The following is a 24,799-nucleotide window of genomic DNA, read 5'->3' on the forward strand; positions in this document are numbered from 1 at the left end:
TCGATCGCCTGCAACGCTGTGTTTCTGATCACAGCACTCGACGCGAAGAGGGAAGACTGTGAAGGGCATGCCGACAGAGAGAGTTGCGATGCAGGAGAAGTGTGGGACCCGAGGGATGAGCCCATGCGCCAGTTCGATGGGTGCGTTCGCGATGGGAGCGGCGGCGATCGGAGCGGTTGCATTCGGAGCCATGACGGTTGGTGCGATGGCCGTGGGCGTAATGGCCATTCGGCGACTGCGAGTGGTGGAGGCACGCATCGGGAAGCTTTCGATCGGGACATTGACGGTCGATCACCTCAATGTCCGATCGCAGTAGAGGCGGTTGCAGGCATCGATTATGCGCCGAGAGGCAGCCGGACAGATGCTTTCCGCATCACTCGCTCTAGATTCGAAAATTCTCGCACAGGCGCATGACGGCCTGACACTGGACACTCCATGGCTCGTCCTCGCCCGATGCTCGCGTTGATGGAGGGTTCGCTCACCCTGCTGGAGCGCGTGCAGGATCGCTGGTCCCCGCTAAGTCTCCGTACCCCCGATGAGCAACGCGGCGTCATCGGCGAGCGCGCCGCTTATTTCTATCTGCGACGACTTGGCTACGTGGTCGTAGCGCGCGAGTGGACGACCAGTACGCTGCCTGGCGATGTGGACTTGATCGCGTGGGACGGTGGGACGCTCGTTTTCGTTGAGGTCAAGACGCGCGAGGCATCCGGCGCCTTTGCCGCAGAACTGTCTGTGGATGACGACAAGATGGAAGCGCTGCAACATCTGGCTGACGCGTATGTGCGGCAATTGCCGCACCCTCCGGGCGAGTCGGCGACAGTGCGGACGCGGTTCGATGTGATGTCGGTTTATATGAGTGACAACGGCAAAGCAGACATACGGCTGATGCGGGATTTCTCCTCCTGAGGGCAGGGCGGTCGGAAGAACTGACCATTTTTCGTGCGACGGTGTCTAATGCAGAAGACAGATTTCACCTCGCGATGAGACCAAGGACCGCACGACCATGACCCTGATGAATGCCCCGGAATACGATCCACGCCGCCAGCAATGGATCGAACGTTTTTTGATTGGCGGCGGCGTGCTGATTGCCGCACTGGTGCTGCTCACACTCGCCGGATTCATCACCGGCCACGGCTGGCTCTTTACCAACATCCCCATCGAGCACCGTGTGAATAAGTTCTTTACGGCAATCGAGAACAAGGACTTCAACACCGCGTACGGCATCTACGAGAACGACCCCGACTGGCAGCAACACCCGGACAAGCACAAGGAATACCCGGTCGCCCGCTTCACGGAAGATTGGACCAAGTACAGTCCGGTTGGGCCGATCCTGTCGCATCACGTGGATAAATCCGTGAGCGACGGCACCGGTACCTTTGGCACCACGCTGCTGGTAGCCACGACGATCAATGGCGACAAGGAGAAGCGCTTGTTCCTCGCGGTGCAGCGGTCAGACGGGACGTTTACGTATCCTGCTCCACACGTGTTCGCGTATTGATTCGTTTCGGCGTTATTGCTGTCCACTGATGGCGGATCAGGTTTGTAAAACAGAAAGGCCCCACATCTCAGTGAGATGTGGGGCCTTACTATCTCCTTCACAGCTTTGGTGCCGTCTTCTTCTTTGCGACAGACTTCTTTGCAGCGGCCTTCTTGCCAGCCACGTTGATGTCCGGCACCGAGGCTGTGTCAACCACGGTGTGACCGTCTGCGGCGTGCGCTTCGAGGACCGTCGTTGACTTGACCGTTGCTGGTGACGACGTCGCCTTCTTCGCTGCTGATTTCTTCGGAGCCGACTTGGCCGCTGTTTTCTTTGCCGCTGTCTTAGCCGGCGCGGATTTCGCGGCAGCTTTTGCCGGGGTAGACTTTGCTGCTTTCGCCGGAGCGCTCTTAGCAGCGGATGAGGCCGCCTTTGCTGCCGCTTTTATCGCAGTAGACTTCTTCGCAGCTGCCTCTGACTTCGCTGTGAGCGCGGCGACCATCGCGTCGTACTTGTAGCCCGCGTCCGCAGCTGCCTTCAGCACTTCCGCAGACGGTACGTTGACTGCAGTTGCGCCTGCCGGTTGCAGAGCAGCGGTGAGGGTGAGCCACTGTAGCAACTGTTCCAGCGCCTCGTGGTTGATGTAGCGTGTGCCCTCGTGCTCATTCACACCCGCGAGCCACATCACATCGCCCTCAGCCCAGAAGGCGGCAGTGTCGAGCTTCGGTTGGGATAGCGCGAGTCGAACGCGGGCTGCGGCGCGCCATGCGTCTTCTCCCTGCACGCCAACCTCAGAGAAGATTTCGGCAAGCGACGGACGCAGGCCCAGGCGATCGACGATGTTGTTCTCTTCGGGGGCGGAGATGACCGGCGTCGGCAGAGCACGTAACGCCGCAACGGTCAGCAGCGGTGTCCACAAAGCCTCGGGATGCGCTTCGATCGCCATGCGTGGCGGCAGGGCGTGAGCCGCCCTGGCAATGGCGACTGCCTTTACCGCGGCATCTGCCAGTGTTGTCAGCACAGCTGCGTAGGACGTGGCGGTTGCTGCAGTTGCAGGAGCAGCCGGTTCGATCTCGCGAAGGCGGTCGAAGACCGTCCGGGCGCGTTCCCCCCACTGCTGTGTTGCCTTTGTTTCTGCGAGGGGCTGCTGACCACGCGGTGCGATGGTGCGGACTGCTTCCGCACCGACTGCGTGACGCAGCGCGCCGGTGAGTGGCCGCAGGCGGAGACGCGTCAGAGCTTCATCCAGGCTGTGTACACCCGCGCCGCCAAGTGCGTTGCACAGTTCACTCCACGGTTGCGATGCACTTGCCTGCAGCTCGCGCCAGTTGAGAAGCACCGCATACTGGTAGCCACGCAGATCGAGTGTGAGGCCTCCGTTGACGAGGTCGTTCGAGCTGCGCAGGTATTCCAGACCGGTTGCCGTGTCACGCCACGCGAGGAAGTAGTCATCGCCACGCGGCAGAGCAAGCGCGTCCGCGAGCGACCGCTGCCACAGATCGCCCGTCCACTTGTTCATCGACGCGGCCGATACGTGAATGGTGCCCCGCGTGGACTGGATGGTGTTGTTGTACAGAATCAGCGCACGCTCGCTGCCCAGGCGGTTCGAGTAGGCGAAGACGTTCTCATCGACAGTTCCGTTATCGAGCCAGAAATCGAAGAAGACGAAGTGTTCGCTCTCGGCAAAGAGTGCGCGATTCTTCAACAAGGGAGCGATCTCAGCGTTATGGCGGGCTACAAGCTGCTCGTTCGGCCATTCATCGAACTTGGCCTGCTTGTACTCCATGCCGTACTTCTCGGTGTAGCCCTCGATCTGGCCGTGCGCGAACATGGGTAAGCCGGGAATGGTCGCCATCATGGTGGAGACACCGAAGAACTTATCGCCCGTTTCAAACTGCTCAATTGCCGTCTTCTCGTCCGGGTTGGACATGAAGTTGACATAGCGCTTCATGATGTCCGGATCAAACTCGATGGTCTTTTTCAGGTAGCTGCGGTACTTCGCATTCTCCTCATCGCGCAGCATGACCATGAAGGCCGAGTTGTAGACGCGGTGCATGCCGAGCGTGCGGACGAAGTAGCCCTCAAGCAGCCAGAAGGCTTCGGCGAGTAGCAGCGTTCCGGGCACTTCTGCCTGGACGCGATCAACGACTTCACGCCAGAATTCCTGCGGCATGATGTGGTCGAACTCTTCCTGGGTCATGGCGTCTTCTGCGCGAGACGGGATGGAGCCGCCCTGGCCCGGTAGCGGGAACCACAGGCGCTGTACGTGACGCTTGGCGAGCACCATGGCTGCGTCAAAACGGATGATTGGGAAGCGCCGCGCGACCTGGAGAATGACCTGGATCACGTGCTCGCGGACGTTGTGCTGCGAGTAGTCGAGCTGCGCCGTGTCGTTCCACGCAAAGGTGGTGCCGTCATTGCCGTGATAGATGAACTCAGTGCGGTTCGAACCGTCGCGATAACGCATGCGATAGGCCACGGCCGCATCGGTCTGGTCGTAGTAATGGTCCTCGAGCTTGATCTCGACGCGTGGATCGGTCGAGAGGTCGGGGCCTTCGAAGCTGTAGTTCGGGTATGGCGATTCGTGGCGGCGGATGAACCACTCGGGATGCTCGATGACCCAGGTGGAGTCGAGGCCCATGTGGTTGGGCACCATGTCACTCGCGAGACGCAGGCCGACGGTTCCGGCGAGGTCGCGCAGCTTGGCGTACGCACCATTGCCGCCGAGGTCTTCCGCGATACTGTAGTCCATCAGCGAATATGCCGAGGCCACGGCATCCGCCTGGCCGCGCAGTCGCTTGATGGTCTGCGAGGCGCGTGAGCGCTCCCAGAGGCCAATGAGCCAGAGGCCGGTCATGCCGCGATCGCGGAGAAGCTGCAGCTCTTCCAGCGGGATCTGGTCGAGTCGATGAATGTGGCGCTGGTACTTCTTGGAAAGTTGCTCGAGCCAGACGTAGGTGCTCTTCGCCATGAGGACGACGGTAGGCATCCATGCGTCGTCATGGCTAAAGGCTTCGTACTCGTTCAACGGTGCCTGGTAGTCATGCGCAACGGCAGCATCGACGAGTGCGCCGCTGCGCGTGCGAAAGCGGCGGCGGCGCGTGACGGTGCCGTCCTCGTTCGTGACCTCTTCCCAGTACTCTTCAAAGCCGACATATTCGTCGCCGACGAAGCCTTCCTTGCCGCCATACTCCACCGGTCCGTGCTGCTTGACGTTGCGGCCGGGCGGATTGAACTGCATCCAGATGGCAACCTCTTCTTCGCGCAGCGTGTCGATGGCCAGCAGTGTCCGCGACAGTGTTGCCCGGGCCCCGTTGCCCAGCTTTGGCATCCACCGGTCGCGGATGAAGTCGAGTTGCTTGCTGAGTGAGTCCGGCGCTTCTTCGAAGGGCAGACGCAGCGCTTTCAGAAGGGTGCGGGCCTCTTCACTGAACTCTGGCCGCGTCTCAAAGTACGCCTCAAGATCGCCCTGGAACTCGACATAGGCGGGCACGTCTTTGCGCAGCGTGCTGTCATCGAAGAGCATGCGGAACGGCTTGTAGGCAGGGTTCTGGTTTGCGAGCCAGAGCAGTAGCAGCTCTTCCAACGCCGCCTCGCGGTGCGAGAGGCCATCGGTCGATCCTGCGAGCCACTGTGCAGCCGTGAGCTTGCCCTGGTAGACAGAGACATTCGGAAAGCGCTCCGTGAAGGCGAGCAGGAGGGCATCGACTTCCTTGATGCCGACACGGTCGCCGAACCATTTGAGTGCGTCCGAAAGGAGTGCCGGATCCTGCTCTTTGCGGTAATGCTCGATGACGGCGTGACTCAGTTCGTCGATCAGGCCCATGGCGAAGAGCTGCCCGGCGTGCACGACAGATTTCGGATCTTCCTGCGGCGTCGGTCCGCCGGTGGCAACGCGGGCGTCGTTCATCTGCTGTGCAAGTCGGCGGCTGGCCGCGACGTTGCCGAAGATCACATTGCCGGTATAGGAAAACAACAGATCCCGAAGGTCGAATTTATCTCGGAAGCTGCGTGCAATGTGAAACTCCATGGACACCTCTGGGACCTTTCGCGTGGGTGGAACGATGTCTGATAACCGACATCTGGCTTTCAGTTTTCTGGCGCGTCAGGTCCACTTTAGACCTGACGCTGCCGCTGCTCGCATGAATCGCATTCCGCGTCGCCTGTTTCCGTATCCGATGCGAGATTTGGTCCTAAGGTTCGCGCCGCATGCTGCCACCGGAAGATGGGCTATTTCAGAGCATAGCCGTAGGGGTAGAGCGGCCTGGCGGAATCGTGCGGTGCGCCGGGGCTTTGCGCGGCGACGGCTGCCATGCTGCTGGGTAATTCAAAGGGCAGGTGCCCCTGCGCTTTTGCCTTACCGGTCACAACGTCCAGCAGAGCTGCATCGCTGACACCGAAGTCGGCGTAGAGGGCCGCGACCTTGTCCTTAACCTCGGTCAGGATAGCCGGGCGGTCCATGTAGACGGTCATCACGACCGGCTTCTTCCCCGCCTTCAGCAGGGCGTCATACGCTGCGTCGCCTGGCCGGAAATTCAAACGGCCTTCATGCTGGCGACCGCCGAAGAAATAGCCGGGGTGCAGCATCTCAGAGGGCGTTTCCGCACGGATGATGACGACATCGGCGGCCTCGGGAGTCTCGACGACCGTTAGACCTGCGGCCCGGGCGGCAGCGGGATCGACGTGGAAGAGCCAGACCTTTGCGCCGGCCTTGACCGGAACAGCGTGGGATCTGTTTTCGAGAGGCACCATGGCGCGTTTCTGGGCGTCGGCAGAGGCCTGCAGTGAGGCGGGATTGCCGACGATCTTTTTGGCTGCATCAGCGTCAACGTAGGGGTCCTCAAAGGCGCCAGTCTCAAATTTCTGCTGCAGGATGCGGGTTGCGGCCTCGCGCATGCGCGGTTCTTTTAACTCCCCGGACTTCGCGGCAGCGAGCAACGCCGCTACATCCTCTGTGCCGCCGATCTGGTCAACGCCTGCATTGACGGTCTTCGCGAAGCGTGCGGGGCGCGGCAGGTCCATGACGCCCCAGGACATCGCGATCTGGGCGGGCGTGGCGCGTTGACCCGCTGGCATGCCTTCGCGACACTGCTGACTGCAATCGCTGGTGATGCCCCAGTCACTGATGACAACACCCTGGAAACCGTACTTTCCACGCAGCATGCCAGTCAGTAACTGGCTGTTCATGCCTGCGCCGACCTGCTCAATGGGCTTGCCGCCCAGCGTGATGTTTTCGAGGATGGAGTACGTGGGCATGACAGCCGCGACGTTCGCCTCAAAGGCGCCGAGGAAGGGCTTCACGTGGTATGGCAGTTGCGAGTTGGTGAGGGACGAGTAGCGACCGTAATAGTTGTGACTGTCCCATCCATCCTTCTGCGCGCCGTAGCCGACCCAGTGCTTGACGACGGTGATGACGGACCCGCTGTTGAGGCCGGCGGTGCCATTCTGCATGCCTTCGACATAGGCCTTCACCTGCGCGCGAGCAACGTCCGCATCCTCCCCGAACGTTCCATTCAGTCGCGCCCAGCGAGGCTCGGTGGCAAGGTCTGCCTGGGGTGAAAGTGCTTCGCGGATGCCGACCGCCATGTACTCGCGCCGGACGGTGTCGGCGTACCTGCGGGTCAGCGCGGGGTCGTTGATGGCGGCCATACCGGTCGTCTCGGGCCACTTGGAGAACGATCCCGCGTCGTTGCTTGCGCCCGCGGTGTAGAGGAAATTGTTGCGCGGGTCGGTGCTGATGGTGAGCGGGATGCCGAAGCGCGTGGCCTCAGCAATCTCCTGCAAAGCATTGTTGCTGCTGGCGATCAGCGTGGGATCGCCGCCCAGGCGTGTAATGAAGGTGTTGATGCGCTTGCCGTCGATCATCTCCTTGGACCGGGCCAGGTCATAGCCGCTGCCCCGACCGATGCTGGCCTCCGCTCCGCCTATGGCGGGCAGGGTGCCGTGCAGCATGACGCCAGCGAGATCTTCGACGGACATTTGCCGGACGAGGTCGGCAGCGCGAGCGGAGGCTGGCTTGCGCCAATCTTCGTAGAGGTCGAGCTTGCCGTTGTGGTTCAGGTCCTTGAACTCAAGGCCATCCACCTTCAGCAGGGTTGCGCTGCGGCGGCCGAGAACCGGCTGGCGCGACTTCGTGGGAGTCTGCACTAAGGCTGGTGAGAGATTGGCGGCAAGGAAAGACGCGAGGACGGCGGAGGCGGAGAGGCGCATGGTTTCAGCATGATGCGCGCTGCCGATGCAGATGGTCAAAGCAATCTGCGCTTCGCATCGACCGACTTTTGGTGGGCCCACCAGGATTCGAACCTGGAACCAAGGGATTATGAGTCCCCTGCTCTGACCGTTGAGCTATGGGCCCCGCCTGAAAAAGGCTGCAGGCCGATTCTACCTTTGTGGCAAATCCATTGCTCCTTTTCCGGTCGAGCCAACCCGGTGGCGCCATTCTGCTTCGATTCATGTGCCTGTAATGCTGCAGGTTTGGCCAGCCCGTAGAGTTGGTTCGTTCTCACCTTCTGGATCACAAAGGCCCAACTTTATGGCGACTACCGCTCCGGCACCCCAATTGTCCGCGCTGGAACAAAAGCTGCAGAAGTCCAAAACGTCGAAGACTGCGTGGGTTGGAACCGCGGTCTTCACCGTGATGCTCGTCGTTGGGCTGGGCTACATCATTACGAAGCTGTCGAAAGATCTTGCGGCGGTTCACTCGGCATCGGTGTTCCCATACCTGCTGCTTGGAGTGGCGCTGTTGATTGCGCTCGGGTTCGAGTTTGTGAACGGCTTTCACGACACCGCGAACGCAGTGGCGACAGTCATCTATACACATTCCCTCGAGCCACATCTCGCGGTGGTGTGGTCCGGCATCTGGAACTTTATTGGTGTCCTGACCAGTTCCGGAGCAGTGGCCTTCTCCATCGTTGCCTTACTGCCGGTGGAACTGATCCTGAAGGTTAGCAAGGGTTCGGGCTTCGCGATGGTCTTCGCATTGCTGGTAGCGGCGATCCTGTGGAATCTGGCAACGTGGTGGCGCGGCCTTCCCGCATCCAGCTCACACACCATGATTGGGTCGATCCTTGGCGTGGGCATCATGAATCAGATCATGCAAGGCCGCAGCGGCACCAGCGGCGTGGACTGGGAGCAGGTGACAAAGGTCTTCAAGGCGCTGCTGTTCTCGCCGCTGATCGGCTTTGCCATGGCCGCGCTCATCTTTGGCCTCTTTAAGCTGCTGCTGAAGGATGAGCGCCTGTTCAAGGCGCCAGAGGGCGAAGAACCACCGCCCTTCCACATCCGCGCGTTGCTTATTCTGACTTGCACCGGCGTCAGTTTCTTCCACGGATCCAACGACGGCCAGAAGGGTATGGGTCTGATCATGCTCATCCTGGTCGGCACGGTCCCTACAGCCTATGCATTGAATCACACGGTCGATCGCGGATCGGTGCAGACATTTGCAGCAGTCTCAACGCAGGTGGCGGGTGCTCTGCACAATTACGAGGAACCGTCCGCGGTTGTTGGAGACAGCGGGCAGGAGCTCGAACGCTTCGTCAGCTCCCACCAGTACCAGCCGGAGACCATGCTGGCGACGGAGCAGATGGTGATCGCCATCCGCAACGAGGCTGTCAGCTACGGCTCGCTGGGCAACGTGCCGCAGGATATGCAGGCGAACGTCCGCAACCAGATGTACCTGACCAGCGAGGCCTTCCGCCTGATGGCGAAAAGTGGTCCGAAGATGAACGCGGCCGATGCCGCTGTCATCGCAAACTACAAGGGCTTCCTGGACAAGTCGACTCGCTTCATACCGACGTGGGTAAAGGTGGCAGTGGCGTTGGCGCTTGGCCTTGGCACGATGGTGGGCTGGAAGCGCATTGTGATCACGGTCGGCGAAAAGATCGGGAAGACGCACCTCACCTACGCACAAGGTGCCGCTGCAGAGATCACGGCGATGATCACTATTGGCCTGGCTGACGGCTATGGTCTGCCGGTATCGACCACGCACGTACTGAGCAGCGGCGTTGCGGGCACGATGGCGGCAAACCGGAGCGGCCTGCAGCTGTCGACCATCCGCGACATCGCGATGGCGTGGGTCTTCACACTGCCGGCAGCCGCTCTGCTCTCGGCGGGTCTGTTCTGGGCATTCAACGCAATCGCGAAGTAGATGTGACAGGAAGAGTGAATTGGCCCGGCACACAGAGTCGTGTGTCGGGCCAAAGCTCTTTGGGGGCACGAAAGTCCTAATCCCGTAAGCAGCTGCGGATCAGGAATGAACTAGTTTCGCGGGGTCGTTGCGGGAGTTGTCCCAGTGTCTCCGGGAGCGGACGGGTTGATGTGACCGCCGCTGTTTTCCGGAGTCGCGGAGCGTATGCCGGTATTGCCCGGCCCCGCAGTCGATGGGTTATCGCCACGTGGGCCGGAGGGTTCAGCCTTTGCTGCGTTTGCAGCGCCAGCGATATGGCCCTCGCTGGCCGCGTGGGAGGTCGTGGATTCTGGCGTGGTGCCCTTGGATTCACTCATGGAGTATCCTTTCCCGCTTCCCGATTCCGGAAACGCGTCCCGGGATAGGACACCGGTGGTTAGCAGCAGGATGCCCGGACAGCAGTTGCTCCTTGTAACGCATCCCATCTATTACACTTTTGTGATGCGGCAGACCTTTTTGCCCGCAGGATGCGCTTTGAAGGACCTTCCCGTGACTCAAGCAGTTTCGCGCCGAGATGCTACGGCGCGCTCCAGAGATAATCTGCGAATCTTAGGTAAGAGCCAGCTGCTCTGCAGCGCTTTGCTGGTGACACTTTCTGTGGCGACCGTGCCGTTCGCAGCGGTTGCGCAGGCAGCCCCTGCAGCGCCGGCTGCACCACAGCTTGCACTTCCCTCGCAGGCAGGTCCCACCACGGGCAACACGCAGACCGGGCCCGATTGGAATCGTTCCCTTCAGCGCCAGGGCCAGAGCCAAACCCAGGGCGATGGCAAAACGGATCGCACCGACGACCGTGGAAACAATAGCGAGCATCCGGCCGCACCAGACGTCCCGACGGAGTTTCAGACTCTTGTAGCCCAGACGATCGGGAACGCGCTTCCCATCTTTGGGTCAGACCTTTTCAACAGCGCGCCCAGCACCTTCGCCCCGGTCGGCGACTCGCAGGTCAGCTCGGACTACCAGATCGGGCCCGGGGACGAGTTGCGGATCTCGACGACGGGCCAGCTGAACCAGACTGGAACATTTCAGGTAGATCGCGGCGGCACCATCACCATCCCGGAGGTGGGAACGCTTACGGTTGCCGGCCTACGCTTCGATGACCTGAAGCCGTTTCTTCGCCAGCAGCTTGGCCGCGTATATCGCAATTTCGACCTGAACGTCAGCATGGGCCAGCTCCGGTCCATCCAGGTCTACGTCACAGGAGAGTCGCGTCGGCCGGGCGCCTATACCGTTTCCTCCCTGTCGACCCTCGTAAATGCCCTGCTCGTCTCCGGTGGCATCAAGCCGCAGGGCAGCCTGCGCCGGATTCAACTGCGCCGCGGCGGCAAGCTTGTCACCGAAATTGACCTCTACGACCTTCTGCTGCACGGCGACAAGAGCAAGGACGCGAAGCTGCAGCCCGGCGACATCATCTTTGTCCCGGTGGCTGGACCACAGGTGGCCGTGGTGGGATCGGTGGCAGAATCCGCGATCTACGAGTTGCGTGGCGAAACCACCATCAGTGAAGTGCTGGCGCTGGCCAGCGGCCTCACGAGCACGGCGAGCGGAACATCGGCACGGCTGGAGCGGATCTTCAATCATTCGCAGCGCATCGTGCGAGACATCAACCTGCAGACGGCAGGAAACACGCCGCTCGAAAACGGTGACATTCTCACGGTCTCCGCGATCTCTGACGAATACAAGGACGCCGTGACGCTGCGCGGCAACGTTACCTATCCCGGCCGCTACGTCTGGCATCCGGGTATGCGCATCTCCGACCTCATCCCAAATCGCGCAGCGCTGCTGACGCGATCCTATTTCCGCGCAAGGAATGCCCTCGGTGCTCCTGTAGGCAGCTTCCAGCCGGACCAGGGACGGATTGCCGTGAGCACGTCGCCAACTACCCGCAACGGAAATGCCTCGACCCCAGGAGCACTGACGCAGAACACGCCCGGCAACCGATCCGACGCTCCCACGCCTACGACGAGCAGCGAGGCCAATGCAAATGGCAGCGGAACCACCGTGGGCGATGCCCTGACGCAGAGTAATGGCGCCTTCACCAGCTCGACCGACATTGTGCTCTCGGCTCCGGATGTCGATCTGGCTTATGCCGTCATCGAGCGGCTGGATCCGGTGACCCTCACGACATCCCTTATTTCGTTCAATTTGGGTGCGGTACTCGCAGGAGATGCAAGCCAGAACCTGAATCTGGAAGCTGGCGACGTCATCACGACCTTCTCCAAGGCTGATATTCGTGTGCCGCAGTCTCAGCAGACTCGCTTTGTCCGGCTGGAAGGCGAGTTTGTTGCCGCAGGCGTGTACAGCGTGAAGCCGGGCGAGACGCTTCGGCAGTTGATTACGCGTGCCGGTGGCTTTACGCCCGACGCCTATATCTTCGCTTCAGAGTTCACACGGCAGTCAACACGTCGTGTCGAAGAGCAGCGCCTGCGGGAGTATGCGGATTCACTGGAAACGCAGATCGACACCCAGGTAGGAGCTCAGATTGCAGGAGCGGTTGACCCCGGCTCTACCGTGCAGACTGCTAATGCCTCCGCAGACAGCGCACGCCAGGCCGTCGCCCGTATCCGACGAATGCAGCCGAGCGGCCGCATTGTGCTGAAGCTGACCCCTTCAGCGACTGGCGTTAGCAGCGTACCGGATATCGCGCTGGAGGATGGGGATCGCTTCATCGTCCCCCGGGAGCCATCCAGCGTCGCTGTCTCCGGCGAGGTCTACAACGCCGCTTCCTTCCTGTTTATGCCACACCTTCAGGTACGCCACTACCTGCGTGACGCGGGTGGCCCACAGCGTACGGCCGATTCCAAGCGCCTTTTCGTGGTGCGTGCGGACGGATCGGTGGTGTCTCGCTCTTACACCAATGTCGAGAAAGCCGGTGTACTTCCAGGCGACACCATCGTGATGCCCCCGAAACTTACCAGGGGTAACTTTCTGCGGGATGCCGTCATAATTTCTTCAGCGCTCAGCAACCTCGGAGTTGGATTGTCCGTACTGGCGTTGGTGCTGCGGTGATGGAAAAAGCTTTGACCGATTCACAGACTAGTTCTACCCGTCCTTTGCCCGCGCAAGCTAATGAAGGGTACGTAATTCTAGATCCGTTGCCCTACCTGCAAGCGCTTTGGCAGAAAAAGCTGCTGCTCGTGCTGGTCCCGCTCCTGTCCGGCGCTATCTTGCTCGGCATTTCGTACACCCGGCCGAAGCTCTATGTATCGACCGTCCGTTTCATGCCCCCGGCGCGTGCCTCCGCGACGCTGCTGTTCGCTATAGGCCGCAGCAGTGGCGACGAGTATCGCGCAGAACTCAGCAGCCGTACCATCGGCCTTGATGTTGTAGACCATCAGCATCTGATCGAGTACTTCAAAGCGAAGGACGCGGACACGGCTTTTGCCATTGTCTCCGGCATGTCAAAATTCGCGACAGACAACAACAACTTCCTCACGATCACAGTTACGTCGAAGGACCCGAAGCTTTCGGCCCGTGTCGCAAACGAATACTTCGACGCGCTATACCGACTGAACGAGAAGATATCGGCTTCCGAGGCGGAGCATCGTCTGAACTTCGTCTCTGCTCCTTTAGAGGTGGAGCGTACTCGCCTTCGTGCTGCGGAAGAAGCCCTCCGCGATGCTCAGCAACGGACAGGACTCGTCGCTCCCAGCACACAGACGACATTAGGCGTGCAGGAGATAGCAGAGCTCCAGAACCGGATCTCCTCTCTTAGCGCCCAGCTAGCCAACGCACGTGCCGGCGCAACGGATGAGAATCCCCGCGTGATTGCTTTGCAGGCCGAGCTGTCGAGTGTGCAGGCGCAAGTGCGACAACTACAATCCAAGAGCTCACAGGTTAATTCGCCGGCACAACTGCCTACGATGGCGCTCGAAGTACTTCGGCGCGAGCGTGAGGTTCAGTTCCATACCACTGCACTGGATTCGCTCACCAAATCGCTTGAGTCCGTGCAGGTCACGGAAAGCTACACACCATCCTTTGCGATGATCGATCCGGCTTTCCCGGCGAAGAACAAGTCGGCGCCGTCCCATGGTCAGTGGCTTATTACTGGCCTGGCGATCGGTTTCCTGCTTGTCGTGACTCAGGTCATTGGTCGCACTGCCTACCGCATCTTGCTGCAGGACGAGGCAAACCAGCGCCGCGTCATGGCGTATCGCAATGCTTTCCGGTCTTCCTACACGCGCAATGCAGGCTGAGGGGATTCATCGCCGGTGGAGTTGGGAATGGCTTGCACGCGGAAACTTCTATGTGCTCGCGTTTCTTTCTGCCTGGCTCTGCGTTTCTTCTCAGGTCAAATTCGCTGAAGTCCAGCTGCTGGAGATCATCTACGCTCTCGATGGTTTTCTCATCGTGGCATGGCTGCTATTCCACCACGATCGCATACGGCTCTTGCGTCCACTCTTCAATATTGGTCTCCGCTGGTTCGTCTTTCTCGTCTTAGCGGTAGTTCTTGCGCTTGTCGCTTTGCAGCACGACTTCTATGTCTCCGAGAACGTTTCGATTCTGAAACAGCCGTTTGTGGTGACGATGTCCCGTTCCGGCGAGTTGGTGCTGGACATCGGAGTGATGCTGGCGCTGGCCAGCCAGTTCATCGAAGATCGAAGGCTTTGTCGCTTCGCCACCATGCAGTTTTACTGGGCGGGGATGGCCGGATGTGTTTACGGGTTCATCTCGTTCCTCGGTTGGACGTTTTTTCATGTGGCAATGGGTGGTCTTGGCCCCGGCGCTCGCATCGACGGCTTTAATAACGAAGGCGGTCCATTCGGTGTTTATGCCGTCACCGTCATCTGCGCGACCGCAGCCGCGGAGACGCAGGGCTGGATGAGCAAGACTCAGATGCGCCTGTCGATCGGCTTTATGTTTTTTTGCGTCATAGAGTCCTTGTCCAAATCAGCGCTGATCGAGGTGGCGCTGCTCATCGTCATCATTGCTCTGCTTCGCATGAGTGCCGTTAAGTCAATTAGCGTGGTTCTGGCGACGGTCGCGGGCACCTTTATCCTTTTCTCTGCGCTCGGACTAACTGACCGAGTCACCGCCTACTTCACCATCGCTGATAGCTACGAAGTGATTAGCCAGACGCGTCCAAAAGATGGCAACTTCGTACTCGGCCGGGCGGCGGGAATCTTCCTGGCACCACGAATGATCGCGGCACATCCACTTGCAGGCATCGGGTGGGGCAATTATCCAATCGTGCGCGATGACCCCCAATATCGCCGCGGCAGTCCCGCCGTTAACGCCGCCTTGGATGCCCCGACCCTCGGACCGATCGACTACATCGTAGAGTTAGGTTTACCGCTTTTCTGCTATTTGACGTGGGTGCAGATTGTGCCTGCATTCACACTGCTTCGCAAAGGTGCACCTACGGCGATTGTCTGCCTTGTCCTGTTGCTCCCCATCAGTATCTGGTCAGGTGCCCATCTGAATTTCACCTATCCATGGATAGGTGTTGCGCTGGCTTTAGGGATGTTCTATTTCCAGGGAGACCGCTATCCGGGGTCAATGAGCCCAGCTTCCACCAGCAGATGAATCGCCACCCGCCTGCGCATTGCGGGCCACATACCGGCTATCCTGATTGGGATGATCCGAACGAACTTGGATGACGGTCCGTCGCGACAGGGTTCCCCACCGAGATCCCGTATAGCTGGCGTGGTCGCGATTCTCGCTGCTGTCGCACTCTTGGGCCATGACCTCCTGCTGATCCTGGGCCCTGAACGTCGGCTGATGGAGTGGCTCTACGATGATTGCTTTTATTACATCATCACGGCCTGGCACTTCAGCCTTCAGGGCATCTCGTCATTCGATGGAGTGACCCGCACATCTGGATATCACCCGCTTTGGATGTGGGTTTGCGCAGGCCTCGTTCGTCTTCACCCCACGCTGGATTTAGGCCTGTTAAGGCTCTGTGTTGCCTTCTCAGCGCTTCTTTCAGGATCCCTCCTGGTTGCGACCTTGCTATGGGCACTCCGTGGTCGTCGGTCAGGATGGCTTTGGGCACTCGCGCTGGCCGCTTCTTCGTACAGCGCCTGGAATAATTCGATCGCCGTCATGGAATGGCCGCTGGTACTGATTTCCTGGACCTTCCTGCATTTGCTGCTCTTGAATTCACTTCGCAAAAAGTCGGTGTCGTTCGCATTGCTCCTTGGAGCTTTTGTTGCCGGCGTTTTGCTGACACTCTCGCGGACCGACTCTGGACTCATCCCACTCTGTTACACGCTGTCCGCATATCTTCAATTCCGGCGCACGCGCATCTCTTCAACACTCTTTGCGGCAGTGGCCGCGCTGGCGGGATCCGTCGCGGGTCTGGCAGCCACGTTGCTGTATAACCACGCCTTCACTGGAGCATGGTTGCAACAAAGCGCCCGGATCAAGGAACTCTTTGCGAGCGTCACGACTCCGTTCAATCCGATCCCCGCGATCTGGCAGTTCCTCCGAATCCTGCTTTTCCTGCCGCGCCTGGAACTCACCGGCAACACTCGACTTTTTGCAGCAAAGGTGGGGGCGATACCCGCAAGCCTCATCCTGATTGGCTGTCTGATCTGGATTGCGACGCGTCTGCCCCGCATCCGCAGGTTTTGGGCATCACGTGAGGCAGCGGAGCAGCTAACCCTGACCGCCGCAGTGCTTGGGATTGTTTTTTATGTGGGCCTGTACAGCCTGAACTCTATGGCTATGTATGGCTGGTATACCGCCCCCGTCACGGGTTTCGTGCTTTGTATTGCGGCGTCTTGCTTCGCGCGGCTGCGTGCGAGCGCTGCAGCCAGTATCGTTCTGCCGTTGCTACTCTTGAACTTCGCAGGCTATGTGTATGGAGGAGGGAACGCCGCGGGCCAGTACCAAGAAGTTCTGGTTGGCAAGTATCTTCGCGACCATATCCCTATGGCCGTCCTTGCTGGTGGCGACGTGGGTAAGCCCGCTTTTTACAACCGCGGCGCGATGTTCAATACCGACGGCTTGATGAACAATGAAATTGTGCCGTATTTAGAGAGCGGACGATACCACTGTTATCTCCTGAAACGCGGGATCGAATATACGACCGGCGCCGGGTCGATCACCTCACAAGTTGTCGACAAAGTGCGCGAGCGACATGGCCAGCCCCCTCTGCCGTGGCCGCTTTATGTAACACTGCTTCACGGAACTTACGATGGCATGACCGTGGATTATTACAAGGTGAACCCGCAGGCGATCCGGGATTCCGGCGAATGTCCGGAAGAGGCTGCTGGGTCCGCCTCCGGAAGCTCATCTGTACTGGATAGAAAATGAAGACTACGTTGGATTCCCCCCTTCTTGTCACCGGCGGCGCCGGCTTTATCGGCTCGAACTTTGTGCTGCGGCACTTGCGGGATGCTGGCGCTTCCGGCGTCGTTACGCTGGATGCGCTGACCTATGCCGGTAATCCGCACAACCTTGACTCGCTGCTTGGCGATGCACGGCACACGTTGGTGCATGGCGACATCCTCGATCGCGACCTGGTCGCTTCTCTGCTGGAGAAACATCGGCCTCGCGCCATCGTCCATTTCGCTGCGGAGAGTCATGTGGACCGCTCGATCCTTGGCCCAGGCGCGTTTCTGAAGACCAATATCGATGGCACGTTCGTGTTGCTGGAGTGTGCGCGTGAGTACTTTGCGACGCTGTCCGGCGCAGAGCGGGAGAACTTCCGCTTCCTGCATGTTTCGACTGATGAGGTCTACGGCACGCTGACGCCCGATGCGCCGGCCTTCCATGAGGACACGCCCTTCGCTCCCAATAGTCCGTACGCTGCCAGTAAGGCAGCCAGCGACCACCTGGTGCGCGCGTGGACACATACATATGGCCTGCCGACACTGATCACGAATTGCTCGAACAACTACGGGCCCTACCAGTTTCCGGAGAAGCTGATCCCGCTGGTCATCAACAATGCGCTCGCGGGCAAGCCTCTGCCTGTCTATGGCGATGGCATGCAGGTGCGCGACTGGCTCTTTGTGGAAGACCACTGTTCGGCTATTGAAACGGTATTGGCGAATGGCCGTCTGGGTGAGACCTACAACGTGGGCGGCAACAATCAGCAGACCAACATCAGCGTCGTGAAGACGATCTGCGCTCTGCTGGATGAGTTCAAGCCAAAGGCCACGTCCTACACCGACCAGATCACCTATGTGACCGATCGTCCCGGCCACGACCGCCGCTACGCCATCGATGCGCGTAAGATTCAACGCGAGTTGAACTGGTTCCCCGCGCAGGACTTCGTCAACGGCCTGCGACTCACCGTCCGGTGGTACCTCGACAACCAGCCGTGGGTTGAGAACGTTACCAGCGGTGCCTATCGCGAGTGGATGGACACGAACTACAGCGCACGCACCGAGGAGGCATCGGCATGAAGATGACTACCGGTGCTCTCACATTCTCGGCATTCGATAGGGAGGTCGCGCGATGAAAGGCATCATTCTTGCCGGAGGTTCTGGCACACGGCTGCACCCGGTGACGCAAGCCGTCAGCAAACAACTGCTGCCCGTATACGACAAGCCGATGATCTACTACCCGCTGTCGACGCTGATGCTCGCGGGGATCCGCGAGATCCTGGTGATCTCGACGCCCAGCGATACGCCGCGCTTTCAGCAGTTGCTTGGAGATGGCTCGCAGTGGGGTTTGAAGCTGCAGTATGCGGTGCAGGCGTCGCCCGACGGCCTGGCCCAGGCATTCCTGATTGGCCGCGAATTTCTGGCGGGCGATAGTGTGTGCCTTGTGCTTGGCGACAACATCTTCTACGGCCACGATCTCGCAAAGTCGCTGCGCAATGCTGCGGAACGGACCGAACGCGATGGCGGCGGACATGTCTTCGCTTACGCAGTCACCGATCCCGAGCGTTACGGCGTCGTTGAATTCGATAAGGATCACCGCGCCATCTCCCTCGAGGAAAAGCCGGCGGAACCCAAGTCGCGTTACGCGGTAACGGGTATCTATTTTTACGGGACGGACGTGGTCCCGTGCGCGGAAGGTATCCAGAAGTCGCCGCGTGGCGAATACGAGATTACTGATGTGAATCGCTGGTACCTGGAAGCGGGCCGACTCCACGTGGAAGTGATGGGCCGTGGCGTAGCCTGGCTCGATACCGGCACGCATGATTCGCTTCTGGATGCGTCGATGTTTATCAGTACCATCGAGCGCCGGCAGGGTCTTAAGGTCTCTTGTCCGGAGGAGATCGCTTACCGCTTGAAGTGGATCGACGCTGCACAACTGGAAGTAGCGGCGAATCGGTATGGCAAGAGCACCTATGGCGAATATCTTCGCCGCCTGGTGCGCGACACGATCCAGTGGGAAGCTTCGTAAGTCCGTCCCCTCCCCTACGATCTTGTCCGCATCGGTTCTCCCCAGGCATCCACTCATTCACCAGGCTGCACACTTGTGTCACCCCACAAGTGCGCTTCCATGCCTGAACCGATCGAGGAGGCACCATCCAGATTCCCGGCACAATCTTAATCACAGGCACCAGCGGCCAGGTTGGCTCAGCTCTCATGCAGCGGCTCAGCACGACACGCAAAGACATCGTGGTTGCCGCGCCGACACATTCGCAGATGGACCTGTCGAACCCCGACAGTATTCGTGCATATGTGCGCGCGACTGCACCACGGTGGATCGTCTCCTGCGCCGCCTATACGGCCGTGGACGCTGCGGAGACTGACCGCGAGGCCGCGTTTGCAGCCAATGCCACGGCTCCGGGTATCCTTGCCGAGGAGGCCGCACTACTTGGTGCCGGCCTCGTGCATCTCTCCACCGATTACGTCTTCCCCGGCGATGGCACTCGTCCCTGGGTTGAGACCGACGCCACTGCCCCGCCCAATGTCTACGGCGCTTCAAAGCTTGCGGGTGAGCAGGCGATTGAGGCTGTGGCCGCGCGAACCGGCACGCTGCCCTGGTTCGTCCTGCGGACATCCTGGGTCTATTCAGGCGGCGGCAAGAACTTTGTGCGGACGATGCTTCGCCTGCTTTCAACGAAGACTGATCCGCTTCGCGTCGTAGCTGATCAGCACGGAGCACCGACCGCAGCGACCGATCTTGCAGACGCAATCCTTGCCCTGATGCTGCTGTGCGAGGACACGGCCTGCCTGACAGAGACTGGCGAGAACAGCAAGGCACGGGGAAAAGAAATCAAGGCTGACACTACGGTGGAACTGCCGCCCCTGATGCCCGCGCTCGGCGCTCTAAGCGGCATCTATCACTGCGCCGGTACGGGCGAGACCACCTGGGCCGGACTGGCAGAAGCTGTTCGAGAATTTCTGATTTCAAGTCACGGAATGACTCCACCCGAGATCATCCCTGTGCCCAGTTCGGTATACCCCACACCTGCAGCGCGACCACTGAACTCCCGTATGGACTGCAGCAAACTCGCGAATAACTTCGGGATCCGTCTGCCGCATTGGCGCCAATCGGTCGCCGATGCGCTCCAGGTGCTCGCCGCGACCGATCTGCCCTCCGGAAGTAAGTAACGGCGAATGATGATCACGACTCAACCAGGAAACTACAGGTCGTACGTCTCAACGGCGAAACGTGGGATACCCGCTTCGTAGCACCCCACGTAAGATTGAAGGCACACCATGAAGCGCGCACTCATCGTCAAGCTTGGCGCCATTGGCGACGTCATCATGACCGTCGCAGCGGTGGGTCAACTGCACGCACAGGGTTATGCGATCGATTGGGTGTGCGGGCCGGCAGTAAGCGGTCTTCTGCGCTGCTACTCCTGGATCAACGTGATTGAGGCGGATGACCGTTCGGTTCTGAAGGGTTCTCTCTCAGAGCGGGTACGTGCCGTGAGCACCGCCTGGAAACAACTCTCCGGTACGCACTACGACCTCAAGGCAACGCTGTACTACGACGCCCGCTGGCAGATTTTCACTCTCCCTGTCCGTGCGACGCATAGCGTCACGCTGAGCCACAAGGAACGTAGCCGGCGATTGCTGCCGACACGTCCACATGCGGACGAGTTTGCGCGCGTTCTGCTCGGTTGGAAGGACTCCTGCCGCGAAGTGAGCCTCGCGCCACATCGACCGGACCGGCTGCCACCCTCGCCACTCCCACGGGCTACCGCACGACGCATCGCGATGGTGCCGGCCGGTGCCAGCAACATGGTCCGTCAACAAACACTGCGGCGGTGGCCTGCTGATCGTTACGCCGCTATTGCGCGAACGCTACTGGATCGCGGCGATGAGGTTGTGCTGCTGGGCGGTCCTGGTGATACCTGGGTACGCGAGGATTTCGCAGCACTTGCCGGGCATCCGCGTCTGGTCGATCTGATCGGCAGGACCTCGCTGCCAGAGCTGATCAGCACCTGCGACACCTGTGCGCTTGTGCTCTCCCATGACACCGGCCCGCTCCACCTGGCGGGTCTCAGCACGGCACCGGTACTCGCCCTGTTCGGCCCCACTGATCCGGGCAGCTTTCTTCCCCGTCGCAGCGGTGTTCGCGTGTTGTGGGGAGGTGAGGGGTTTGCCTGTCGCCCCTGCTACGACGGCCGAGACTTTGCACCCTGTGAGAGCAACGGATGCATGCAATCGATTGCGACGGAGGCCGTCCTTCGGGTCATGGACGAAATGCTGTCACAAGCGTTCATCAATCCTGGTGCCGAGCGATGAACCTCCGTCCTGCTCTCTTCCTCGACCGCGATGGCGTAATCAATGAAGAGGTTGACTACCTGTGGACCTGGGACCGCTGCCGGTTCGTGGATGGCATCGTTTCCCTGCTGAGAACTGCTCATCGCCAAGGGTACTTTGTCGCTGTTGTGACGAACCAGGCGGGCATCGGCCGTGGGATGTATACCGAAGAAGACTTTCACCGCCTGATGGAACGCATGGCCGAGGAACTCGCGAAGCACGACGTCCACTTCGACGCTGTGTATTTTTCCCCTTTCCATCCGATTCACGGTCTGGGCGACTACAAACGGGAGACGGACTGCCGAAAGCCCGGCCCGGGCATGATGCTGCGTGCAGCGGAAGAACATGGACTGGATCTGCCCCGCTCAATCCTGGTGGGTGATCGTTGTACCGATATACTGGCCGGCGCAGCTGCGGGCATCGGTCATCTCTATCTGTTTGGAACGACCGAAAGTGATGCGTGCGAAGGAGTTTCTTACATTCCCGTCAACAGCTTTGAAGCGATAGAGAAACAGCTGTTGAGCTCTCCTTTCGGAGCGCTTTAATGGCCTCTCGCAGGCATCTTCTAAATAGCGAGCGTCGTCATACGACTACACTAGCTATGGCATGGGTACGAGAACTGTTAGCATTTCTTCAAGAACTGCTTCTAGTTCGCGACTATCAACTTCCCCCGGTGTTCTCACTGGTAGGCAGTCCAGCCATGCACCGGCCCCCCGGCCCCCCGCATGCGAGCCTTGGCAGAGGCGGGCATGACAACCGGTTGAACTAGGAAGTTAATGCATTCTGACGAACACATTGCTGGTTCGGTGCCAGCGCTGGCGAGTTACCCGGCGTCCGAATATACCGGAAGGGTTACTGCGGAGCGCCGCGTGGTCAATTCACCAACATATCGCTTTTCCTATGCCATTTTGAAGCGCTGCTTCGATGTCGGGCTGGTGATGCTCTTTAGTCCTCTTTGGATCCCGCTTTGCCTTTCCATCGCGCTGTGCGTTGTTCTCACGTCGCCCGGTCCAGTCTTCTTTTCACACCGACGCATCGGCCACGCTGGAAAATTTTTCTCCATGTGGAAGTTCCGGACCATGTGCGTGAACTCAGCGGAAGTGTTGGAGCAGCATCTGGCGCAACATCCCGAAGACCGCGAGGAGTGGGCCAGCAGTCACAAGTTGAAGGACGATCCCCGCGTGACGCCGCTCGGTCGTTTCCTGCGCCGCTCGTCGCTGGATGAGTTACCGCAGCTCTGGAACGTGTTGACCGGTCGCATGACGCTTGTTGGGCCCCGTCCTATCGTCGCCGCCGAAGCTGAGAAGTATGGTGATGATTTCTCGTACTACCTCGCCGTCAAGCCCGGCATCACCGGGCTTTGGCAGGCATCGGGTCGCTCGACACTCTCCTACGATGACCGTGTCTCGCTGGACCGTCGGTACGTCGAGGATTGGTCTCTGGCGATGGATGTCAGCATTCTGTTTCGGACGATCACCAAGGTTGCGAACTCCCACGGCGCGTACTAGCTTTGGATCCTGTTTCGCTTCCAAGACTTCTGCAATAGCCTAGAGCCATGCACATGCGTGTTGCCGTTCTGCATCACTGGTTCGTCACGCGTGGCGGCGGTGAACGCGTCGCCGAGTGCCTGGCGGCGCTGCTGCCCTCTGCCGACCTGTTCACGCTGGTGAGCTCGCCGGAAGGCCTGCCGGACTCGCTGCGTGGGCGCACACTAACCAATTCCTTTCTCCAAAAGGTCCCGGGCGCCATTGGGAATCACCGGCACTTTATGCCGTTGTATCCGGAGGCGGCCAGGTCGCTGGATCTGCGCGGCTACGACCTTGTCGTCTCGTCCGATTCCGGCCCGGTAAAGGCTGCCACGCTGGGCCCGGACGCGGTACATCTCTGCTACTGCCACTCGCCCATGCGGTACCTCTACGACGGCTATGAGAGCTACCGGGCGACGATGGGATCGGTGACGCGGGGTCTGTTCTCGGTGACGGCGCCGCGCGTTCGCAGATCTGACATCGCAGCCGCGCAGCGTGTGACGAAGTTCCTTGCGAACTCGGCATATGTCGCCGAACGGATACGGTCCGCGTATCGACGCGAGGCTGATGTCGTGCATCCGCCGATCGACCTGCATCGTGCACGGCTGAACATACCTGGTGAGGCGTACCTTGCGGCGGGGCGGCTGGTTTCCTACAAGAAGACAGGGCTGATGATCGAAGCCTGCGAGCGTCTGGGGCGGCCCTTGCGCATTGCGGGCAGCGGCCCCGAGGAGGCCCGCCTGCGCCGCATGGCTGGCCCAAACACTACCTTCCTGGGCGCGCTGCCCACCGAAGCCCTGTGGGACGAATACAGCCGTGCGCGAGCACTTCTATTTGCTGCTGACGAAGACTTTGGCATGGTGCCGCTGGAGGCACAGAGCTGTGGAAGACCCGTGATCGCATACGGTATCGGAGGTTCGCTGGAGACCGTTCGCGGCGCAGGCGAAGAGGGCGATTCGGATGAGCTGCCCCCGACGGGTCTCTTCTTCGCGGAACAGACTGCGGATTCGCTCGCAGAAGCAATTCTGCGCTTTGAGTCCCAGGAGGATCGCTTTTATCCGGAGGCTGCACAGGCACATGCGGCCGAATTTGCGACGCCGATCTTCCTCGCGAACATGCGACGGGAGATCCTGGGCGTGATGCCCCAGGCCGAGCCATGGGCGGCGTCCGTTGATGACGCTATCAGGACCGTGGGATAGCCTGAAGTCCGCCCGGAACGCGGTTACTGTGCCGGTTTGGCTGCAGGGGCTGGTGCGGCCTTGGCGGGAGCCGGCGTAACCTTCTTTGCTGCTTTCCGCTTTGGCTTGACGGGCGGTGCAGGAGCCGGCGCCGGCGGCGCGGGTGCCGCAGCAATGGTAGCGGCCTGTTGCTGCACGGTAGCCTGCAGGTCTGCAATGCGCTTTTCCTGCGACTTCAACCCAACAAGAATCGCATCGCCAAGGTCGCGACGAGCGGCATCGAGCAACTGCGCAGCCTTCTCCAGTTGTACGTTCTGATCACGTGGAGCGCTGCCTCGGGACATGATGGTCACGCGCAGAAGCACGCTGTATAACGCATCCAGGTTCAACAGGACCGGCAGTGAGGCAGAGGCTGCCGACGGCGCAGCATCGGACGCAACAATCAGCGGTGGCAGCGTATTCGCGAGATCTTTCTGCATCGAGACAAGATTCGCGTCGACCTCTTCCCGGACCGTGTTGCCGCCCTTCCACTTGTTCAGATCGACGGCGCTCCCGGCCTTCGCAACGCTGTCCAGAGCGGGCGCAATCAGCGACGAGGGCTTCTGCGTCGGCTGCTGCGCGAAGAGCGTGGCAGGCCCCAGCAGGCTGAGACCGACAATCGCGTTTACGAAGCTGCAAGGGGGAAATTTCATGGGAATCTTTGATGCCTTTCTTCATGCCGGCGTTTCTGCTGGCACGCGCTCAGCAGGAAGAGGGAAGGACCTGTAACGCGCATAACATCTGCAAAGCACAGGGGCCTCGACGTTGCCGTCGAG

19 protein-coding genes and 1 tRNA gene are annotated in these 24,799 nt (G+C 60.1%); 15 read left to right on the top strand and 5 right to left on the bottom strand.

Translation table 11 applies throughout. The annotated features are described in order from the left end of the window. Positions 1 to 67 precede the first annotated feature (67 nt). The 3 genes from BLW03_RS07335 (at position 68) to BLW03_RS07345 (ending at position 1,498) form a co-directional block, all read left to right on the top strand. Positions 68 to 316 (top strand): hypothetical protein, encoded by a 249-nt coding sequence (locus BLW03_RS07335; protein ID WP_244501998.1) that lies wholly within the window; start codon positions 68 to 70, stop codon positions 314 to 316. 119 nt (positions 317 to 435) lie between these two features. Next, positions 436 to 906, top strand: a complete 471-nt coding sequence (locus BLW03_RS07340; RefSeq protein ID WP_244501999.1) for a YraN family protein — start codon at positions 436 to 438, stop codon at positions 904 to 906. A 97-nt stretch (positions 907 to 1,003) separates the two neighbouring features. Continuing rightward, on the top strand, positions 1,004 to 1,498 hold the full coding sequence (locus BLW03_RS07345; protein ID WP_074653042.1) for a hypothetical protein: 495 nt from the start codon (positions 1,004 to 1,006) through the stop codon (positions 1,496 to 1,498). Positions 1,499 to 1,595: 97 nt separating this feature from the next. Here BLW03_RS07345 and BLW03_RS07350 read toward each other — a convergent pair whose 3' ends face one another. The 3 genes from BLW03_RS07350 to BLW03_RS07360 form a co-directional block, all read right to left on the bottom strand. Beyond that, a complete protein-coding gene (locus BLW03_RS07350; protein ID WP_074653044.1) occupies positions 1,596 to 5,507 on the bottom strand; it encodes an alpha-amylase family glycosyl hydrolase in 3,912 nt (1,303 codons plus the stop codon). A 200-nt stretch (positions 5,508 to 5,707) separates the two neighbouring features. Continuing rightward, a complete protein-coding gene (locus tag BLW03_RS07355; RefSeq protein ID WP_074655848.1) occupies positions 5,708 to 7,687 on the bottom strand; it encodes a glycoside hydrolase family 3 protein in 1,980 nt (659 codons plus the stop codon). A gap of 69 nt (positions 7,688 to 7,756) precedes the next feature. Then, a tRNA-Ile gene (locus BLW03_RS07360) sits at positions 7,757 to 7,832 on the bottom strand. 177 nt (positions 7,833 to 8,009) lie between these two features. Between BLW03_RS07360 and BLW03_RS07365 the strand changes: the two genes are divergently transcribed. Beyond that, entirely contained in the window at positions 8,010 to 9,623 is a 1,614-nt protein-coding gene (locus tag BLW03_RS07365; RefSeq protein ID WP_074653045.1) for an inorganic phosphate transporter, read from the top strand. A 110-nt stretch (positions 9,624 to 9,733) separates the two neighbouring features. On the opposite strand, the gene BLW03_RS20360 is transcribed toward BLW03_RS07365, so the two are convergent. Continuing rightward, positions 9,734 to 9,979: a hypothetical protein gene (locus BLW03_RS20360; RefSeq protein ID WP_139285131.1), complete on the bottom strand. Its 246-nt coding sequence runs from the start codon at positions 9,977 to 9,979 to the stop codon at positions 9,734 to 9,736. A 268-nt stretch (positions 9,980 to 10,247) separates the two neighbouring features. Between BLW03_RS20360 and BLW03_RS07370 the strand changes: the two genes are divergently transcribed. From BLW03_RS07370 to BLW03_RS07420, 11 genes are all read left to right on the top strand, one after another. Further along, a complete protein-coding gene (locus BLW03_RS07370) occupies positions 10,248 to 12,668 on the top strand; it encodes an SLBB domain-containing protein (protein WP_244502000.1) in 2,421 nt (806 codons plus the stop codon). 86 nt (positions 12,669 to 12,754) lie between these two features. Continuing rightward, entirely contained in the window at positions 12,755 to 13,855 is a 1,101-nt protein-coding gene (locus BLW03_RS07375; protein ID WP_074653047.1) for a GumC domain-containing protein, read from the top strand. Beyond that, positions 13,818 to 15,185, top strand: coding sequence for an O-antigen ligase family protein (locus BLW03_RS07380; protein ID WP_139285132.1), 1,368 nt, complete (start codon positions 13,818 to 13,820; stop codon positions 15,183 to 15,185). Before BLW03_RS07375 ends, BLW03_RS07380 begins: the two co-directional genes overlap by 38 nt. A 120-nt stretch (positions 15,186 to 15,305) precedes the next feature. Continuing rightward, on the top strand, positions 15,306 to 16,919 hold the full coding sequence (locus BLW03_RS07385) for a glycosyltransferase family protein (protein WP_074653050.1): 1,614 nt from the start codon (positions 15,306 to 15,308) through the stop codon (positions 16,917 to 16,919). An 8-nt stretch (positions 16,920 to 16,927) separates the two neighbouring features. Continuing rightward, a complete protein-coding gene (rfbB, locus tag BLW03_RS07390; protein ID WP_348270836.1) occupies positions 16,928 to 18,013 on the top strand; it encodes a dTDP-glucose 4,6-dehydratase in 1,086 nt (361 codons plus the stop codon). 52 nt (positions 18,014 to 18,065) lie between these two features. After that, complete coding sequence (gene rfbA, locus BLW03_RS07395) at positions 18,066 to 18,962, top strand: glucose-1-phosphate thymidylyltransferase RfbA (RefSeq protein WP_074653054.1); 897 nt, start codon at positions 18,066 to 18,068, stop codon at positions 18,960 to 18,962. Positions 18,963 to 19,111: 149 nt separating this feature from the next. Next, the gene (rfbD, locus tag BLW03_RS07400; RefSeq protein WP_280138045.1) at positions 19,112 to 20,119 is read left to right on the top strand and encodes a dTDP-4-dehydrorhamnose reductase; all 1,008 of its coding nucleotides are present in this window, start codon (positions 19,112 to 19,114) and stop codon (positions 20,117 to 20,119) included. Positions 20,120 to 20,227: 108 nt separating this feature from the next. Further along, positions 20,228 to 21,262 carry a glycosyltransferase family 9 protein gene (locus BLW03_RS07405; protein ID WP_074653058.1) on the top strand — a complete coding sequence of 345 codons (1,035 nt, stop codon included), beginning with the start codon at positions 20,228 to 20,230 and terminating at the stop codon, positions 21,260 to 21,262. Continuing rightward, positions 21,259 to 21,825 carry a D-glycero-alpha-D-manno-heptose-1,7-bisphosphate 7-phosphatase gene (locus tag BLW03_RS07410; protein WP_074653060.1) on the top strand — a complete coding sequence of 189 codons (567 nt, stop codon included), beginning with the start codon at positions 21,259 to 21,261 and terminating at the stop codon, positions 21,823 to 21,825. The genes BLW03_RS07405 and BLW03_RS07410 overlap by 4 nt, the downstream gene beginning before the upstream one ends. A 231-nt stretch (positions 21,826 to 22,056) precedes the next feature. Further along, entirely contained in the window at positions 22,057 to 22,788 is a 732-nt protein-coding gene (locus tag BLW03_RS07415; RefSeq protein WP_074653061.1) for a sugar transferase, read from the top strand. A 47-nt stretch (positions 22,789 to 22,835) separates the two neighbouring features. Then, the gene (locus tag BLW03_RS07420) at positions 22,836 to 24,005 is read left to right on the top strand and encodes a glycosyltransferase (RefSeq protein WP_244502001.1); all 1,170 of its coding nucleotides are present in this window, start codon (positions 22,836 to 22,838) and stop codon (positions 24,003 to 24,005) included. Between the two features lie 23 nt (positions 24,006 to 24,028). Here BLW03_RS07420 and BLW03_RS07425 read toward each other — a convergent pair whose 3' ends face one another. After that, entirely contained in the window at positions 24,029 to 24,676 is a 648-nt protein-coding gene (locus tag BLW03_RS07425) for a hypothetical protein (protein ID WP_074653063.1), read from the bottom strand. Positions 24,677 to 24,799: the final 123 nt, after the last annotated feature.

Source organism: Terriglobus roseus (assembly GCF_900105625.1).
In the GTDB taxonomy this organism is placed as follows: Bacteria; Acidobacteriota; Terriglobia; order Terriglobales; family Acidobacteriaceae; genus Terriglobus; species Terriglobus roseus_B.

Coding starts and splice junctions, on each gene's coding strand:
- BLW03_RS07350 (WP_074653044.1), bottom strand. CDS start 5,507: ATGGAGTTTCACATTGCACGCAGCTTCCGAGATAAATTCGACCTTCGG.
- rfbA (WP_074653054.1), top strand. CDS start 18,066: ATGAAAGGCATCATTCTTGCCGGAGGTTCTGGCACACGGCTGCACCCG.
- BLW03_RS07410 (WP_074653060.1), top strand. CDS start 21,259: ATGAACCTCCGTCCTGCTCTCTTCCTCGACCGCGATGGCGTAATCAAT.
- BLW03_RS07420 (WP_244502001.1), top strand. CDS start 22,836: ATGCACATGCGTGTTGCCGTTCTGCATCACTGGTTCGTCACGCGTGGC.
- BLW03_RS07425 (WP_074653063.1), bottom strand. CDS start 24,676: ATGAAATTTCCCCCTTGCAGCTTCGTAAACGCGATTGTCGGTCTCAGC.
- BLW03_RS07415 (WP_074653061.1), top strand. CDS start 22,057: ATGCATTCTGACGAACACATTGCTGGTTCGGTGCCAGCGCTGGCGAGT.
- BLW03_RS07365 (WP_074653045.1), top strand. CDS start 8,010: ATGGCGACTACCGCTCCGGCACCCCAATTGTCCGCGCTGGAACAAAAG.
- BLW03_RS07355 (WP_074655848.1), bottom strand. CDS start 7,687: ATGCGCCTCTCCGCCTCCGCCGTCCTCGCGTCTTTCCTTGCCGCCAAT.
- BLW03_RS07335 (WP_244501998.1), top strand. CDS start 68: ATGCCGACAGAGAGAGTTGCGATGCAGGAGAAGTGTGGGACCCGAGGG.
- BLW03_RS07405 (WP_074653058.1), top strand. CDS start 20,228: ATGAAGCGCGCACTCATCGTCAAGCTTGGCGCCATTGGCGACGTCATC.
- BLW03_RS07380 (WP_139285132.1), top strand. CDS start 13,818: ATGCTTTCCGGTCTTCCTACACGCGCAATGCAGGCTGAGGGGATTCAT.
- BLW03_RS07345 (WP_074653042.1), top strand. CDS start 1,004: ATGACCCTGATGAATGCCCCGGAATACGATCCACGCCGCCAGCAATGG.
- BLW03_RS07340 (WP_244501999.1), top strand. CDS start 436: ATGGCTCGTCCTCGCCCGATGCTCGCGTTGATGGAGGGTTCGCTCACC.
- BLW03_RS20360 (WP_139285131.1), bottom strand. CDS start 9,979: ATGAGTGAATCCAAGGGCACCACGCCAGAATCCACGACCTCCCACGCG.